The organism is Paraburkholderia sediminicola, from assembly GCF_046030555.1.
GTDB lineage: Bacteria > Pseudomonadota > Gammaproteobacteria > Burkholderiales > Burkholderiaceae > Paraburkholderia > Paraburkholderia sediminicola_E.
Window position 1 is genome coordinate 56,486 of record NZ_JAQQCH010000007.1, and the last position, 14,265, is coordinate 70,750.

13 protein-coding genes are annotated in these 14,265 nt (G+C 63.5%); 7 read left to right on the forward strand and 6 right to left on the reverse strand.

Annotated features, from left to right (window positions below):
- Nucleotides 1–10: 10 nt before the first annotated feature.
- From PQQ52_RS12585 to PQQ52_RS12595, 3 genes are read right to left on the reverse strand one after another with little or no spacing between them, the layout of a single operon-like run.
- Entirely contained in the window at nucleotides 11–880 is an 870-nt protein-coding gene (locus PQQ52_RS12585) for an ABC transporter permease (protein ID WP_408211178.1), read from the reverse strand.
- A gap of 37 nt (nucleotides 881–917) precedes the next feature.
- Nucleotides 918–1,781 carry an ABC transporter permease gene (locus PQQ52_RS12590; RefSeq protein WP_408211181.1) on the reverse strand — a complete coding sequence of 288 codons (864 nt, stop codon included), beginning with the start codon at nucleotides 1,779–1,781 and terminating at the stop codon, nucleotides 918–920.
- A 16-nt stretch (nucleotides 1,782–1,797) separates the two neighbouring features.
- Entirely contained in the window at nucleotides 1,798–2,865 is a 1,068-nt protein-coding gene (locus PQQ52_RS12595; RefSeq protein WP_408211184.1) for an ABC transporter substrate-binding protein, read from the reverse strand.
- Between the two features lie 313 nt (nucleotides 2,866–3,178).
- On the opposite strand from PQQ52_RS12595, the gene PQQ52_RS12600 reads away from it, so the two are divergent.
- From PQQ52_RS12600 to PQQ52_RS12625, 6 genes are all read left to right on the forward strand, one after another.
- A complete protein-coding gene (locus PQQ52_RS12600) occupies nucleotides 3,179–4,627 on the forward strand; it encodes a SidA/IucD/PvdA family monooxygenase (protein ID WP_408211186.1) in 1,449 nt (482 codons plus the stop codon).
- A 57-nt stretch (nucleotides 4,628–4,684) separates the two neighbouring features.
- Nucleotides 4,685–5,743 (forward strand): ABC transporter permease, encoded by a 1,059-nt coding sequence (locus PQQ52_RS12605; RefSeq protein ID WP_408211189.1) that lies wholly within the window; start codon nucleotides 4,685–4,687, stop codon nucleotides 5,741–5,743.
- Nucleotides 5,737–6,573, forward strand: coding sequence for an ABC transporter ATP-binding protein (locus tag PQQ52_RS12610; RefSeq protein WP_408211192.1), 837 nt, complete (start codon nucleotides 5,737–5,739; stop codon nucleotides 6,571–6,573). The genes PQQ52_RS12605 and PQQ52_RS12610 overlap by 7 nt, the downstream gene beginning before the upstream one ends.
- Nucleotides 6,574–6,614: 41 nt before the next feature.
- On the forward strand, nucleotides 6,615–7,643 hold the full coding sequence (locus PQQ52_RS12615; RefSeq protein ID WP_408211195.1) for an ABC transporter substrate-binding protein: 1,029 nt from the start codon (nucleotides 6,615–6,617) through the stop codon (nucleotides 7,641–7,643).
- A 116-nt stretch (nucleotides 7,644–7,759) separates the two neighbouring features.
- Complete coding sequence (gene soxC / locus PQQ52_RS12620; protein ID WP_408211198.1) at nucleotides 7,760–9,028, forward strand: sulfite dehydrogenase; 1,269 nt, start codon at nucleotides 7,760–7,762, stop codon at nucleotides 9,026–9,028.
- Nucleotides 9,021–9,602 carry a c-type cytochrome gene (locus tag PQQ52_RS12625; RefSeq protein WP_408211201.1) on the forward strand — a complete coding sequence of 194 codons (582 nt, stop codon included), beginning with the start codon at nucleotides 9,021–9,023 and terminating at the stop codon, nucleotides 9,600–9,602. The genes soxC and PQQ52_RS12625 overlap by 8 nt, the downstream gene beginning before the upstream one ends.
- A 98-nt stretch (nucleotides 9,603–9,700) precedes the next feature.
- On the opposite strand, the gene PQQ52_RS12630 is transcribed toward PQQ52_RS12625, so the two are convergent.
- A complete protein-coding gene (locus tag PQQ52_RS12630) occupies nucleotides 9,701–10,864 on the reverse strand; it encodes a porin (RefSeq protein WP_408211204.1) in 1,164 nt (387 codons plus the stop codon).
- Between the two features lie 429 nt (nucleotides 10,865–11,293).
- Here PQQ52_RS12630 and PQQ52_RS12635 point away from each other — a divergent pair, with 429 nt between their 5' ends.
- A complete protein-coding gene (locus PQQ52_RS12635; RefSeq protein ID WP_408211207.1) occupies nucleotides 11,294–11,953 on the forward strand; it encodes a M24 family metallopeptidase in 660 nt (219 codons plus the stop codon).
- 51 nt (nucleotides 11,954–12,004) lie between these two features.
- Here PQQ52_RS12635 and PQQ52_RS12640 read toward each other — a convergent pair whose 3' ends face one another.
- Both PQQ52_RS12640 and PQQ52_RS12645 read right to left on the reverse strand, forming a co-directional pair.
- Nucleotides 12,005–13,498: a sensor histidine kinase gene (locus PQQ52_RS12640; protein ID WP_408211210.1), complete on the reverse strand. Its 1,494-nt coding sequence runs from the start codon at nucleotides 13,496–13,498 to the stop codon at nucleotides 12,005–12,007.
- Complete coding sequence (locus PQQ52_RS12645; RefSeq protein WP_408211213.1) at nucleotides 13,495–14,241, reverse strand: response regulator transcription factor; 747 nt, start codon at nucleotides 14,239–14,241, stop codon at nucleotides 13,495–13,497. Before PQQ52_RS12645 ends, PQQ52_RS12640 begins: the two co-directional genes overlap by 4 nt.
- Nucleotides 14,242–14,265: the final 24 nt, after the last annotated feature.

Consider the following 14,265-nt stretch of genomic DNA (forward strand, 5'->3'; position numbering starts at 1 on the left):
CGGCGTGTGTCTAGCGAGCAGCGGCAGGGGAGCGGCGTGCAAAAACCGCACGCTCCACGGCGCGTGCCAGCGCGTTCAACGCCCAGCCGGTCAGACCGACCACGATCACGCCGAACAGCACCAGATCCATGCGGAACTGCTCGCTGCCGTCGATCAGCGTGTTACCGATGCCGCTGCCGGCCACCAGCAGATATTCGGCACCGAGTGTGGCGAGCCACGAATAGATCAGCGCGAGATAGATACCCGTGAAAATCGACGGCAATGCGGCCGGCAGAATGACGGCGCGGATGAGTTGCCATCGCGTATAACGGAAGGCGCGCGCGACTTCGATATAAGCGCGTGGTACGGCATGGATGCCGTCGCACGTATGAGCGGCGACCGGTAGCAATGCGGCGAGCGACAGGAACACGACCTTTGCCGCGTCACCAAGGCCGAACCATACCGAGATCAGGGGGATCCACGCGAACAGCGAGATCTGCTTGAACGTGTCGAAGCTCGGACCGACCATGCGTGTGGCGAGCCGTGAGAAGCCGAGCACGCTGCCGAGCAGCAGGCCGCCGAGCGTGCCGATCACGAAGCCGCTCGCTTCGCGTGCAAGCGACGCGGAAAGGGCCTTGAAAAGCGCACCGCTGACGATCTGTTGCCACGCCGTGGCAAGGACTTGCGCGGGACTTACCAGCAAGCCGCTTTTGACCATGTGCGCCTCCGAGACCGCCCACCAGATCGCAATAGCGACAAGTGGCAATACGGCGCCGCGCCCGTCGACGCGGGCGAGCAGCGACCGGCGTGGTCGCGCCGCGCGGCGGAAGGCGGCGGGCACGTTGCAGTCGCAGGACGTATCGGCGGGGGGTGTCGACTGCTTGAAGGAGAAGAGACTCATCGTGGATTCCTCATGTGCGGTGTAGCAGTGGGCGCGCTCACTCACGAAACGCTGACGGCTGTCCGCGCCGCAAACGTGCTTCGAGTGCGTCCAGCGATCGGTTCACCGCGTAACCAATCGCACCCACCACGACCACCGACGCCATCACGAGGTCGAGCTGAAACAGTTGCCGGCCGTAGACGATCAGATAGCCAAGCCCTTCCGACGACGCCACCAGTTCGACGACCACCAGCGCGAGCCAGGCTTTGGTGAAGGCGAGCCGCACGCCGGTGGCGAGCGTCGGCACGGCAGCGGGCAGTACGAGATAGACGATCCGCTGCCAGTGGTTGTATTCGAATACGCGCGCGACTTCATCGAGCGAGGCGGGTGTCTGCCTGAATCCTTGCAGCGTGCTCAAGGTCACTGGAACAAGCGCGGCGTGCGCGATCAGAATGTATTTGAGCGGCTCCCCAACGCCTACGAGCAGCAGCAGAAACGGCAACCAGCCGAGTACGGGAATCTGTACCAGCGCATTGAAGCTCGGCAGCACATAAGCTTCGAAGGTGCGCGATAGACCGAGCGCCGCGCCAAGCACGAAGCCGAGTAGTGTGCCCGCACCGAAGCCGAGCAGCACACGTTGCAGACTGATCAGCGTGTTGCGCGTGAGATCGCCGCTCTTCGCCAGTTCGACGAAGGTGTCGAATACGCGCTCGGGCGGCGGCAGGATTTGCGGCGCGATCCAGCCGCGTTCGCAACCCGTCGCCCATAAGGCGAGCAGGACGGCCGGCAACACCCATGGCGCAAGCTGCCAGGCGAATGCGCGCAACCGGGGATTGCGATGCAGCGGCGCCTCGGGCACCTCAGGGGCCTCTGCAATGGGGCCGAGCCGTTTGCGCTCGACCGGGAATGCGGTTTCGCTCATCTTGATCGCTCCCGTTTTAGCTGAGCGGCTTGCCGGCAGCGTCGTAGCGCGTCCAGTAGTGGTCGAGTTTCTGCGTGCGCAGCGCGTTGTCGAGATATTTCGTCTCGAACCAGCTATCGACCTCGACTGGTTGACGGATCAGTTTGAGTTTCAGCGCATCGGCCGCGACGGCTTTATAGCGCGCGACGATGAACGGGTCGATCAACGGCGAATTGCGGTCTTTCAGGCTTTGATTCGCGAACTCGGCCTGCCACGAGGAATAGGGCACACCGCTCTTTGCCCACAGCTTGAAGAGCGCGTCGCGGTTCGCTTCATCGGACGACCATTGCGCGCCTTTGACGAATACGTTGACGACGCGTTGCACGACATCCGGATGCGCGTGATCGAAGTCGTCGAGCACTAGCAGATGCGATTGACGCGTGAATTGCGGTCCATCGTTCTGCGATTCGTAGATGATTTTCGCCAGCCCCTGGTCGCGCAGCTTATACAGATGGTAATCGTTGACCGACGCATCGATACCTTTGGAGGCCAGCGCGGCGAGCGAGCTGGCGGTATCGAGATTGATCACGCGCAGATCGCGTTCGTCGAGCTGATTGGCGGCGAGCGCGTTGTCGGCGACCAGTTGCAGATTGGTACCGCGAAAGATCGATACGCGGCGGCCTTTGAGGTCCTTGATCGAGTGCACGTCCGAATCCGTGGGGACCGCGATCTTGATGCCGGTGCGCACGCCCGAGGCGAGCAGAAGGTGGGTTTTCAGGCCATTGGCGCGAGCCAGCACCGCGGGCAAGTCGCCTTGAAAGGCGAAGTCGAGCGATTTGTCGGCGATCGCTTCGTTGACAGCGGGGCCGGCGCCTTTGAAGAACAGCCATTCGACCTTGATGCCGTCGGCAGCGAACTCTTTTTCGAGCGACTGCTGCAATTGCACTGTAGCGGCAGGCGACCCGCCGAAAGAAGGGGGATCGCCGGTACCTTGTTGCGCGACGCCGATGCGAATCACCGCGGGCTTATCGGCATACGCGTGGACCGCGGTGAGCGACAGGGCCGCTACGGCGACGAAAGTTTTCAGCAGACGAAAATAGCGCATGCGGCGTTACCAATCGAGAGAAGGGAACGAGGTGGAAATGCTCAGGCGGGCTGATCTCCGGCACTACACGTTAGATTCGCGTGCGCTCGAATCCAACCAATCATTGCTGATAAGAAAATCTGCGGGAGTTCGAACCTGCCATCTGGCTGGCTATGAGGGCGCAATCGTGACACTCGGGGAAAACAAATAAGCAAAGCGAAATTTGTTGGTTTGGGTACGCCGGCGGCACCCGGATACTTGATTGTCCGATGGCCGTGCCATCCGATTTCGACGTATACGCCTGCTTTCCAATATCCTGGCTGAACCCGACACCATGACGCAATCCATCCACCCCGATCAACACGCGCTAGATACATTACGGCTGATCGGTCCGTCGCCCGAGAACTGGGTTCCGCCGCGCGATGGCATCGACCATAACGTGGTGATTGTCGGCGGCGGGCAAACCGGGACAGCGTTCGCGTTCGCCCTGAGACGCGCGGGCATCGGTCAGGTTAGTGTGATCGACGCCGCAGCCGACGAAGGCCAATCGGGTGTCTGGTTGAACCGCGCCCGCATGAATAAGTTGCGCACACCGAAGTCGTTGGCGGGTCCGGAGGCGGGCTTGCCCGGACTGAGCTTTCAGGCGTGGTACGAGGCGCGCTTCGGTGCTGGGTCTTACGCGGAGATCGACCGGATTCCGCGCACGCGCTGGGCAGAGTATCTCGCGTGGTACCGGCATTTCCTCGAGATTTCGATTCGCTACGGCACACGTCTGACGCGGATCGAACCTGTGGGTGAGCACTTTCGTTTGCATCTGGAAGTACGTGACGGCGCGACGGTTCGGACCGTTGTCGAGACGGCGCGCAAGATCGTCCTCGGCAATGGTGTGGCGGGCAATGGCGGACCGAACATTCCCGCCGTGCTGAAAAGCCTTCCGACGACGCTTCTCGCCCACACCTCCGAGGCGATCGATTTCGCGGCACTGCGTGGTCAATCCGTGGCGGTGATCGGCGCCGCGGCATCGGCATTCGATGCGGCGGCCACGGCGCTCGAAGCCGGCGCAAGTCAGGTGCACCTGTTCGCCCGACGTGCGCAGATTGCTTCAGTGCCGGTAACCCGCGCACGCGCCTATCCCGGCGCGTACGACAACTATTTCCATTTGCCCGATGCGATTCGTTGGTCGCAGGCGCGGCGTTTCCGCCGCGCCGGTTCGACGCCGCCGCTCGACGCCGTGGAGCGCGTCACACGCTTTGCGAACTTTCATCTGCATCCCGGCGCGTCGTGGACACATGTACGCGTCAGGGACGAGCGCGTGGAGACCGACGTGGCGGGTGAGCCGTTTGCATTCGATTTCGTGATTGCCGGCACGGGCTACGTTATCGATCCCGCGCTGCGGCCGGAACTGGCGCCGATCGCCGGGCATATCCGCTTGTGGCGCGATCAATACGTGCCCGCCGCAAGCGATAGCGACGACGCGCTCGGCTCCCATCCGTATCTCGGCGCCGCGCTCGAATACCTCGAGAAGATCGAGGGCGATGCGCCTTACCTGAAGCATATCCACGTCTACAACCCGGCGGCCTTCGTGAGTTTCGGTTTGCCGGTCGGCGACGTGCCGAGCATGAAGCGCGACATTCCCGCCGTGGTGCAGCGAATCAGCCGCGATCTATTCCTCGCCGATCTGGACGCGCATGAAGCACGTATTCATGGCGACATCGCCGCCGATTTCGATGAATCGGTCTATGCACACAGCGTCTGGCAGCGCGACAAGGTCGACGCCGCATGAAGTCGGCTTCCCGCACGCCGTCACGCTAAGTCAACAAGGCAGGAGGCTGGAACCGTTATGTCCACTCAGTTCGAATCGATCGCCACACGAGCGCCGGCCATCGGCGCGGAAACCGGCGGCATCGACCGTGCCGTAACACGGCATGGGCTTTCACGCGGCGTCCTGATCGCGGGGCTCGCTGCCATTGCGTGGTCCGGCAGCGCAGCGCTGACCGAATGGTGGCCGAGTCTGGACGACTGGCCGTACACGAAGGAGTTCATCGCGCTCAAACTGTTGCTCGCGGCATTTGCCGTCGCGACGGCAGTCGCGGGATGGCGCAGTTCGTCCATTCAGGCGGCGACACCCACGCGCACCAGCGCATGGCTTGGAGCAATGCCGTGGCTGCTCGCGCTGGCGCTTGGCGTGAGCGCATGGGAAGCGGTCACGGCGCAACTCGAATGGCTGCCGCGGCCTTTTTTCGCGCCACCGCAAGCGCTGATCGGCGTCTTCGTGGAAGACTACCCGCGGCTCGGGTCGAGCGTCGTGCATTCGTTTGGCTTGCTGGCTTATGGCTACGCGTTAGGCGCGGCGGCGGGTTTCGTGACAGGGGTGAGCATCGGCTGGTCGCAGGCCGTGAGCTACTGGGTCCATCCGGTCCTGCGCCTGATCGGACCGCTACCGGCTACCGCGTGGTTGCCGCTGGCGTTCTTCTTCTTTCCTTCGAGCTTTAGTGCCAGCGTATTCCTGATCGCGCTGGCGACGGCGTTTCCGGTTGCCGTGCTGACCTGGTCGGGTGTGGCCGGCGTCAATCCGGCCTACTACGACATCGCGCGCACGCTCGGCGCGAGACCTGGCTTTCTGATCCTGCGCGTCGCGATTCCGGCGGCGCTGCCGTCGGTGTTCGTCGGCCTGTTCATGGGTCTCGGCGCATCGTTTTCCGTGCTGATCGTCGCGGAAATGATGGGCGTGAAGGCGGGGCTCGGCTGGTATCTGCAATGGGCGCAGGGCTGGGCCGCGTATTCGAATATGTATGCCGCGTTGCTGGTGATGGCGCTGATGTGCTCCGGTCTGATCACGTTGCTGTTCCGCCTGCGTGACCGCTTGCTGGCGTGGCAAAAAGGATTGCTCAAATGGTAGCCGTACCCGAAATACTGAATCAGACCACCGCTGCGGCTGCGGCGCCGGTTCGTGACGGTGCGCGCATCGACGTGCGCCATGTTAGCCATCAATTCGCGCTCCGCGGCGCAGCGTTGCCGGTATTGCAGGACGTCAGCTTCGCGGTCGAGCCGGGCGAATTCGTCGCGCTGCTCGGCCCTAGCGGTTGTGGCAAGTCCACCTTGCTGCGGCTCGTCGCCGGCCTCGATACGCCGACGCAGGGCACGGTGCAGGCGGACGGCGCCGTGATCACGGGCCCCGATCCGTCGCGCGTGGTGGTGTTCCAGGATCCGACCTTGTACCCGTGGCGTACGGTGCGCGGCAACGTTGGGATCGGTCCGCAGGCGCAGCGCAAACGCTTCGTGAGGCGCAGTGATCTGCAAGAGGACGGGGTGCAGCAACGAATCGATGCTGTGCTGGAACTGGTCGGTCTTGGTGATTTTGCCGAAGCGTTTCCGCATCAGTTATCGGGCGGCATGGCGCAGCGGGTCGCGCTGGCCCGCGCGCTCGTCAATGATCCGGCGCTGCTGGTGCTGGACGAACCGTTTGGCAAGCTCGACTCCCTCACGCGCATCCGCATGCAGGGTGAACTGGCGCGGCTCTGGCAGGACGCCCGCTTTTCCGTGCTGCTGGTGACGCACGACGTGGAAGAGGCCCTGTTGCTCGCCGACCGCGTGATCGTCTTCAGTGAACGCCCGGCGCGCGTGGTCGCCGAGGTGCGTAACGACGCGCCGTATCCGCGCCATCGCGACGATCCGAAACTGGTGGCGCTGCGCCGCGAGGTGCTTGCCCAGCTCGGGCTGGACACCTGAACGAATAAAACAATCGATAACGACCTGAGGAACAGTCACCCATGAATCCCTACGATGAATCTCCGCTGAGTCCGGCTCGTCGCGCGTGGTTGCGCAGGACAGCCTGGACGGCGGGAGCCGCGGCGCTCGGTGGTGCGTCGTTGATACCGGGAACGCTCGCTTTCGCTCAAACGCCGCTCAAGCCGCTCAAGCTTTCCTGGAACGCGGGCGCGATCTGTACCGCGCCGGTGGCCGTCGCGGTGAAGCAGGGTTTCTTCGAGCGGCACGGTTTGCAGGTGGAACTCGTGAATTTTTCGGGTTCGACGGACCAGTTGCTCGAGGCCATTGCGACGGGCAAATCCGACGCAGGCGTCGGCATGGCGCTGCGCTGGATCAAACCGCTGGAGCAGGGTTTCGATGTGAAACTGACCGCCGGGATTCACGGCGGCTGCATGCGTTTGCTGGCCACCCGCGCGTCGGGCATTGTCGATGTGGCGGGACTGAAGGGCCGTACGATCGGCGTCAGCGATATGGCGAGTCCGACCAAGAATTTCTTCGCCATCGTGTTGAAGAAGATCGGCGTCGATCCGGAGCGCGATGTGAACTGGCGCCAGTATCCGGCGAACCTGTTGGGCGAGGCGCTGAAGAAGGGCGAAGTGCAGGCCATCGCGGATGGTGACCCGACCATCTGGTCGATTCGCGAATCCGACCACCTTTATGAAGTGTCGAACAATCTGTGCGGCGAATATCAGACGCGTTCATGCTGTGTGCTTGGCGTGCGCGGTTCGCTGGTGCGCAAGGATCGCGCTACCGCGCAGGCATTGACGCAGGCGCTGCTCGAAGCGACCGAGTGGACCGCCAATCATCCGGCTGACGCGGCCGCCATTTTCTCGGTCTATACGCCGTCCGCCGATGTGGGCCAATTGACGGCGATGCTCAAGAGCCATACCGATCGCCATCATCCGGTCGGCGATGCGTTCAAGAAGGAAATCTCGCTGTATGCCGACGATCTGAAGGCGGTCGGCGTGCTCAATAGCGGGACCGATTCGAACCGTCTGGCGGATCGGGTGTTCTCGAACGTGCTGGCTTAACGGCGGGCCATATCCGTCTGATATGCGGTCTGCGTCGATCGATAGTCGAATTTATCGTTTGGCCGTGACAGTAGGCATCGTTAGGCTAATCGGCTTGCCTACGATGTGCCGACGCCATGATGAATCCGCACAACTCTCCGCCGTCGCGCGGCCGCCGTCGACTCCTGGGTCGTCTGGCAGCCGGCGGCCTGGTTGCTTCCCAAGCCGCCACCGCAAGCGAACTGCTTAAGCCGCTCGCGGTGGCGCAATCGAGCCGCGTGCCGGGCGCGCCCATCCTCGAGCATCCCTACGGCGTGCCTTCGCCGCACGAGGCGGATGTAGTACGCCGAAGTGCGCGCACGTGGCCGCTGCCCGGCGCGGCGTCGTCGATGACGCCGCTCGCCGATCTGCACGGCACGCTCACGCCCAACGGGCTGGTCTACGAACGTCATCACGGCGGCGTGCCTGACATCGATCCCGATCAGCATCGGCTGGCCATTCATGGCCTCGTACGTACCCCGAAGCTGTTCACAATGGACGAGCTGTTGCGCCTGCCGTCCGAATCGCGTATTCATTTTCTCGAATGCTCCGGTAATACCGGTAACGAATGGAATGGCCCGAGCGGCATGCCGGTGCAACTCACGCATGGTCTGCTGTCGTGCTGCGAATGGACCGGCGTGCGTTTGTCGACGTTGCTGGAGGAGGTGGGCGGTGTATCGACATCCGGCAATGCCACAGGCGGCGGCTGGTTGCTGGCGGAAGGCGCGGACGCCGCTGTGATGGCGCGCAGCTTGCCGCTCGAACGGATACTCGATCGCGCGCTCGTGGTCTACGCGCAAAACGGCGAACGCTTGCGCCCGGAGAACGGTTATCCGTTGCGTTTGATCGTTCCGGGCTTCGAGGGCAATACGAACGTCAAGTGGCTGCGTCGGCTGAAGGTGGTCGATGCGCCGTTGCAAACCCGCGAGGAAACGTCGAAATACACCAGCCTGCTCGCGAACGGCACCGCGCGTCAGTTTGCGTTCGAGATGGACGCGAAGTCGGTGATTACGCGGCCGTCGCCGGGGCATCGCCTCACGACGCACGGTTATTACCCGATCACCGGTCTCGCCTGGTCTGGGCGTGGGACGATCCGCAAGGTGGACGTGTCGACCGATGGCGGCGCGACGTGGCGCCCGGCGCGTCTGGACGGCGCCATTCATGATCGCGCGCTCACCCGTTTTCAGGCGGACTGGCGTTGGGACGGTGGCGCTGCCGCGATTCTCTCGCGCGCCACCGATTCGACCGGTTATGTGCAACCGACACGCGCCGAACTCGTTGCCGCGCGCGGGCTGAATTCGCAGTACCACTACAACGCGATCCAGCAATGGCGTGTCGACGCAAGCGGCGAGGTGCGCAATGCGTGACGGTGGCCGTTCGATACGCACGCGGGCGCGAGTGGCACTGATCGCGCTGCTGTCGCTCGCGGCGCTGGCATCGTGTTCCACGATCGCGCCGGTCGGGCAGCACGCCGAGGCGTCCCACGACATCGGCACGCCGCTCACGGAGCAGGACCTCGCTGCGTGGAACATCGACGTCGCGCCGGATGGCCGCGGTTTGCCTGCGGGCAGCGGCGATGTCGCGACCGGCGCGCATGTATTCGCCACGAAATGCGCGGCGTGCCACGGGGCGCAAGACGAGGGTGGTCTCGGCGATCAACTGGTGGGCGGACAGGGCACGCTGACGGGCGCGAAGCCGAAGCGCACCGTGGGCAGCTACTGGCCCTATGCGACGACGCTGTTCGACTATATCCGCCGCGCGATGCCTTACAACGCACCCGAGTCGCTTTCCGCCGACGAGGTGTACGCGGTCAGCGCATTTCTGCTCAACCGGAACGGCATCGTACCGGCGAATACGACGCTCGACGCGGCCTCGCTGCCGCGTGTGGTGATGCCGAATCGTGGTGGTTTCGTGGTCGATCCGCGGCCGGGACAACTGTGACATGCCGGCCGCGCATCAGGCGGCCGGCATGTTTTCAGTTTCGATGCAGCGCGCCGTTCAAATCTGAACGCAGCGCGCTGTCGCCCGAAACCCGATCTTTAGAAGCGGTGACGCACGCCGACACGGAATGCCAACTGGTTGTCCGCGCCCGAACCGGACGGGCCGAAGAAGCTCGTGCTGGAACCGATCTGGGCCTGCACGTCCTGCGTACCGTTGCGACCCGAAGCGATCTGATAGATGCCCAGTGCGTACACGTCGGTGCGCTTGCTCAGCGCGTAGTCGACGCTCAGGTCGCCCTGATTCCAGTGGCCCTTGTTTGCGTTGCCCAGATGCATATACGTATAGCCGGCACCGACGGTCAACGCCGCAGTGAACGCGTACTTTGCGCCTGCGTCATAGGCGGTGAACGTCGTCGCAGCACCCGTCAGCGTTTCGAAACGCGTGTTGGTGTACAGGGCCCACAACGTAGCGGCGCCGATCGCGTAGCGTCCACCGATACCGTACGTGCGCAGGTCGCGCACATTGCCCGCCGACACGTTGGCGATCGTGCTCGAGAAGGTCGGCACAGCCTGGCTCGGGTAACGGATGTCCGTGTACGCTGCGCCGACGCTGATCGGGCCGTTCGCGTAGTTTGCGCCGAAGCTGTAGGCGCGCGACGAACCTGCCACCGGTGCAGCGGCCGTGCCGCTAGCCGGCGAGCCGGCGAATGCGCCAGCCTGGTTCGAGAAGCCGTACAACGCGCCGAACGTGAAACCCGAGAAGTTCGCGCTGCTGAACTTGACCGCGTTGTTGATCCGGCTGGAAGTCAGTTGATCGACGTCGTTGATGTGATAAGCGTAGTTGCCTGCAACGGTCTGGCTACCGGTCGAATACGTGCCGCCCAGATAATCCGTCGAAAACGAGTACTGGCGACCGAACGTCAGCGAGCCGACCCCGTTCTGCGACAGGCCCACGAACGCCTGGCGGCCGAACATCGCACCGCCTTGGCCGAGCGTGCCGTTGCCGCTGTTAAAACCGTTTTCCAGCACGAACAGCGCCTTCAGGCCGCCACCGAGATCTTCCGTGCCACGCAGGCCCCAACGACTGCCCGATGCGACGCCGTCGTCGTATTTGACGAGGCTGCCATGGCCCGTGCCGGCACGCGCGTTGTTCACGTAGCTGATACCCGCATCGATCAAGCCATAGAGCGTGACGCTGCTCTGTGCGTGAGCGCTGAATGAGAGGCTTCCGAGGACAGCGGTGGCGAGGAGGGTCTTCTTCATTTTTTCCTTCTTCTTTTAGGGTGGCCGCGCGGTGCGTGGTCATCACGCGCTACGCGAACCAGGTTGGCGAGCGGTACAGGCATTGATCGAGCGCCCACGGCAAAGCCGCACGAGGCCGCGCAGGAAAGAGATTAATGTCTGGAGGATGCGATTGAACGGGGGCGGGACGAAAACCGCGTTGTGGACGGTACTCGCCGCCTGGCGACAAAAGCGTCGGAGCAACGACGAATCTGTCTGGCGTATAAGCGGTTTCGGGCGAACCGAGACGTCTTATCCCGTTATATATGTCGAAATATATCGACCCGTTGTCTATCCGTAAACAAGTTTGCGGGAAATTGTAGTCTTTATGACACACCGTAAGCTGAGGCGCGTCGTGGACACTGGGCCTCGCGCTCGTTATATTCAGAGGGATATAACCGGAGTGGACGGATGGACAGCGCGGCAAAGCAGGCGGTCGGAAGCAAATACGTGCTCGAGTCGATGAAATACGCTCAGGGCAAAACATGGGAAGTGGTGGAGCGGTTGGCCGGGCGGATCCAGCCGGGCATGCTCGAGTCGGAGGCGACGGCCTTATGCAAGACCGTGCTGAACGCGTTGGGCATGGATCGTATCTGGCATCCGATGCTGGTGCGCTTCGGCGAAAATACGCTGAAGACTTTCAAGCAACGATCGGACGGGGACCCGCAACTCAAGGACGACGATATTTTCTTCGTCGACCTGGGCGTGGTCTGGGATCGGCATGAGGGCGATGCGGGCGCGACCTTTGTGGTCGGCAACGATGCAGAGATGAAGGCCTGCGCGGAGGCCGCGAAGACCGTGTTCGACGAAGTGGAGCAGCACTGGCGCTCGGCGCGCGCGGGCGGCAAAGCGCTCTATGACTTTGCGGAGCAGCGTGCGACGGCGCTCGGGTGGCGTCTGAATCTGGACATCAAGGGCCACCGCGTCAGCGACTTTCCGCACGCTATCTACAAAGCAGGCGATCTGGGTGATTTCGCGGCGTGTCCGGACGCCGGCCTCTGGATCCTTGAAATCCAGCTCGCCCATCCGACGCGGCCGTTCGGCGCGTTCTATGAGGACCTGCTGATCTGATCGCGCTCCTTACGTGACCACCGGCACCTCGGTGCCGGGCCGCTCGATCGCTCAAAGGGGGATGCTCGCGACAGCCGGCTTCTCGCTTGTCGGCAGGTCGAAGCAGAATGTCGTGCCGGGTCCCGCACGCTCGAGCAGGCGTATCTGGCTGTGATGCAATTGCAGCATGCGTTGCACGATCAGCAACCCAAGTCCGCCGCCGCGATGCGCGCCGCCTGAGCTGAACGGCCGTTCGAACAGTCCCGCGCGCTGTTCCGCTGGAATGCCGGGACCGGTGTCGCTCACCGTGACCGATACGCGGTCGTCCTTGTGGGCAAGATCGACGTCGATTACCCCGTTGGCGGGGGTGTGGCGAATCGCGTTATCGAGCAGATTCGTCAGGACACGCTCGATCATGCCGAGATCGGCGCAGACGTTCGGCAGTCGAGGCGGAATACCGGCGCGCAGCCGGATGTGCCGTGCCTCGGCCGGCAATTCGAATTTCTGGAAGACGTCCTGGACCAGATCGACCAGCGAGAATTGCTCGAGCGCGAGTTGCACGTTGCCGTGTTCGAGCCGGGCCAGTTCGAATAGCGCTTGTGCGAGCCGCCCGACCTTGACGCTTTGTGCGAGCGCAATCGCGAGATAACGTTTGCGCTCGGTTTCGCCGAGCGTGTCGGCCTTGAGCGATAGCGTCTCGAGGTAGCCGTGCAAGGAGGTGAGCGGCGTGCGCAGGTCGTGTGAAATGTTGGCGATCAGCTCGCGCCGTTGCTGGTCCTGTCTCGTCAGCGCACGCCACTGGTCCCCGATGCGGTTCGCCATTTGCGCGAAGGTTGCTTCGAGCACGGCGATTTCGTCGCGCTGTCCGGCCGGCGCCGAGCGCGGCACGGCCGGCTGGGTGTCGGGCTCGCCGTCGGCGTCGAAGCGGCGCATGGCGTCGGTCAGGCGGCGCAGCGGTCGCGTGATCAGGCCGAAGGCTGTCAGGCCCGCGAGCAAACCAAGCAGCGCGACTAGCGCCATCGACCACAGCGTGGTGCGCAGAACCGAGCTCGCGGCGACGCGTGCGGCGAGTGCGTCGTGCTCCTCGCCGAGCAGGACGACATAGATATAGCCGGAGGGTTGCTGGCCACTCAGTTGCAGCGGTGCGGCGCTGAACACCTTTTTCCCGTCGAGGCTGCGCGGGTCGTCGCCGAGGATCGGCAACGCGTCTCCGGCGATGAATTGCCGGATCGGCGCGAGATTCACCTGCTCGCGTTTGACGTGGCCCGCGGGGGCGTCGTCGCCCTGGATACGTCCACGGTTATCGAGCAGGTACACCTCGACGCTCGGATTCACCATCATCAGCTGGCCGAACAGTTGACGCACCGCGTCGGGCCTCAAGCCGTTCGCATCCATCAGGGTGGTGCGGTGCGCGATATGGTCGGCGAGGTTGCGCGACAGGCTTTGTACGACTTCCTTTTCGTGCAGATCGCTCGAACGGATCTGCAGCCATGCCGACGCACCGCAGCACGCCAGCAGAAGCGCGGAGAAAACGAGCGAGAGTCGCTGGGTCAGTGTCAGCGTCACGGCGCGTCCTGATGTGCGCTGCCGGGCGGCGGCGCGTCGCCCGGCACGGCCAGCTTGTAGCCGCGCCCCCAGACAGTCAGGATGCGCTCGGGCTGGGCGGGATCCGCTTCGATCTTGGCGCGCAGCCGGTTGATATGGGTGTTGACGGTGTGTTCGTAGCCCTCGTGCTGATAACCCCACACGGCATTGAGCAGGTCCATTCGCGAGAACACTTTCCCGGGATGCTGCGCGAAGTAATAGAGCAGATCGAATTCTCGCGGCGTCAGTTCGATGGCCTTGCCTTCGACGCTGGCCTCGCGGGTCAGCGGATCGATCGTCAGGCCGGCGATCTGCAGACTGCCGGCGTCGATTCGCGAGTCTTTCGCCATGGCTTCGACGCGCCGCAGCAACGCCTTGACGCGCGCAACTAGTTCGAGCACCGAGAACGGCTTGGCCAGGTAGTCGTCAGCGCCGAGTTCGAGGCCGAGAATCCGGTGCACTTCGCTCGAACGCGCACTGGTGATGATGATCGGCGTATAGCGTGTCATCGCGCGGGCGCGCCGGCAGATTTCCAGGCCGTCGACGCCCGGCAGCATCAGGTCGAGGATCAGCGCGTCCCAGCCGCCTTGCTCCAGTAATCGCAGCCCTTCGTTACCGTCGGCGCTGTGCACGACTTCGTAACGCTCGTCGCGAAGATGAAGGCTCAGCACGTTGGCGATGTCGACGTCGTCTTCGACGATCAGGATGCGCTTCGAGTGGTCCATGGAGGGCTTTAGTTGCGGGCTAGG

What these genes read in the sequence shown, in the direction of transcription:
- PQQ52_RS12585 (WP_408211178.1), bottom strand. Translation starts at nt 880, where the DNA reads ATGAGTCTCTTCTCCTTCAAGCAGTCGACACCCCCCGCCGATACGTCC.
- PQQ52_RS12590 (WP_408211181.1), bottom strand. Translation starts at nt 1,781, where the DNA reads ATGAGCGAAACCGCATTCCCGGTCGAGCGCAAACGGCTCGGCCCCATT.
- PQQ52_RS12595 (WP_408211184.1), bottom strand. Translation starts at nt 2,865, where the DNA reads ATGCGCTATTTTCGTCTGCTGAAAACTTTCGTCGCCGTAGCGGCCCTG.
- PQQ52_RS12600 (WP_408211186.1), top strand. Translation starts at nt 3,179, where the DNA reads ATGACGCAATCCATCCACCCCGATCAACACGCGCTAGATACATTACGG.
- PQQ52_RS12605 (WP_408211189.1), top strand. Translation starts at nt 4,685, where the DNA reads ATGTCCACTCAGTTCGAATCGATCGCCACACGAGCGCCGGCCATCGGC.
- PQQ52_RS12610 (WP_408211192.1), top strand. Translation starts at nt 5,737, where the DNA reads ATGGTAGCCGTACCCGAAATACTGAATCAGACCACCGCTGCGGCTGCG.
- PQQ52_RS12615 (WP_408211195.1), top strand. Translation starts at nt 6,615, where the DNA reads ATGAATCCCTACGATGAATCTCCGCTGAGTCCGGCTCGTCGCGCGTGG.
- soxC (WP_408211198.1), top strand. Translation starts at nt 7,760, where the DNA reads ATGATGAATCCGCACAACTCTCCGCCGTCGCGCGGCCGCCGTCGACTC.
- PQQ52_RS12625 (WP_408211201.1), top strand. Translation starts at nt 9,021, where the DNA reads ATGCGTGACGGTGGCCGTTCGATACGCACGCGGGCGCGAGTGGCACTG.
- PQQ52_RS12630 (WP_408211204.1), bottom strand. Translation starts at nt 10,864, where the DNA reads ATGAAGAAGACCCTCCTCGCCACCGCTGTCCTCGGAAGCCTCTCATTC.
- PQQ52_RS12635 (WP_408211207.1), top strand. Translation starts at nt 11,294, where the DNA reads ATGGACAGCGCGGCAAAGCAGGCGGTCGGAAGCAAATACGTGCTCGAG.
- PQQ52_RS12645 (WP_408211213.1), bottom strand. Translation starts at nt 14,241, where the DNA reads ATGGACCACTCGAAGCGCATCCTGATCGTCGAAGACGACGTCGACATC.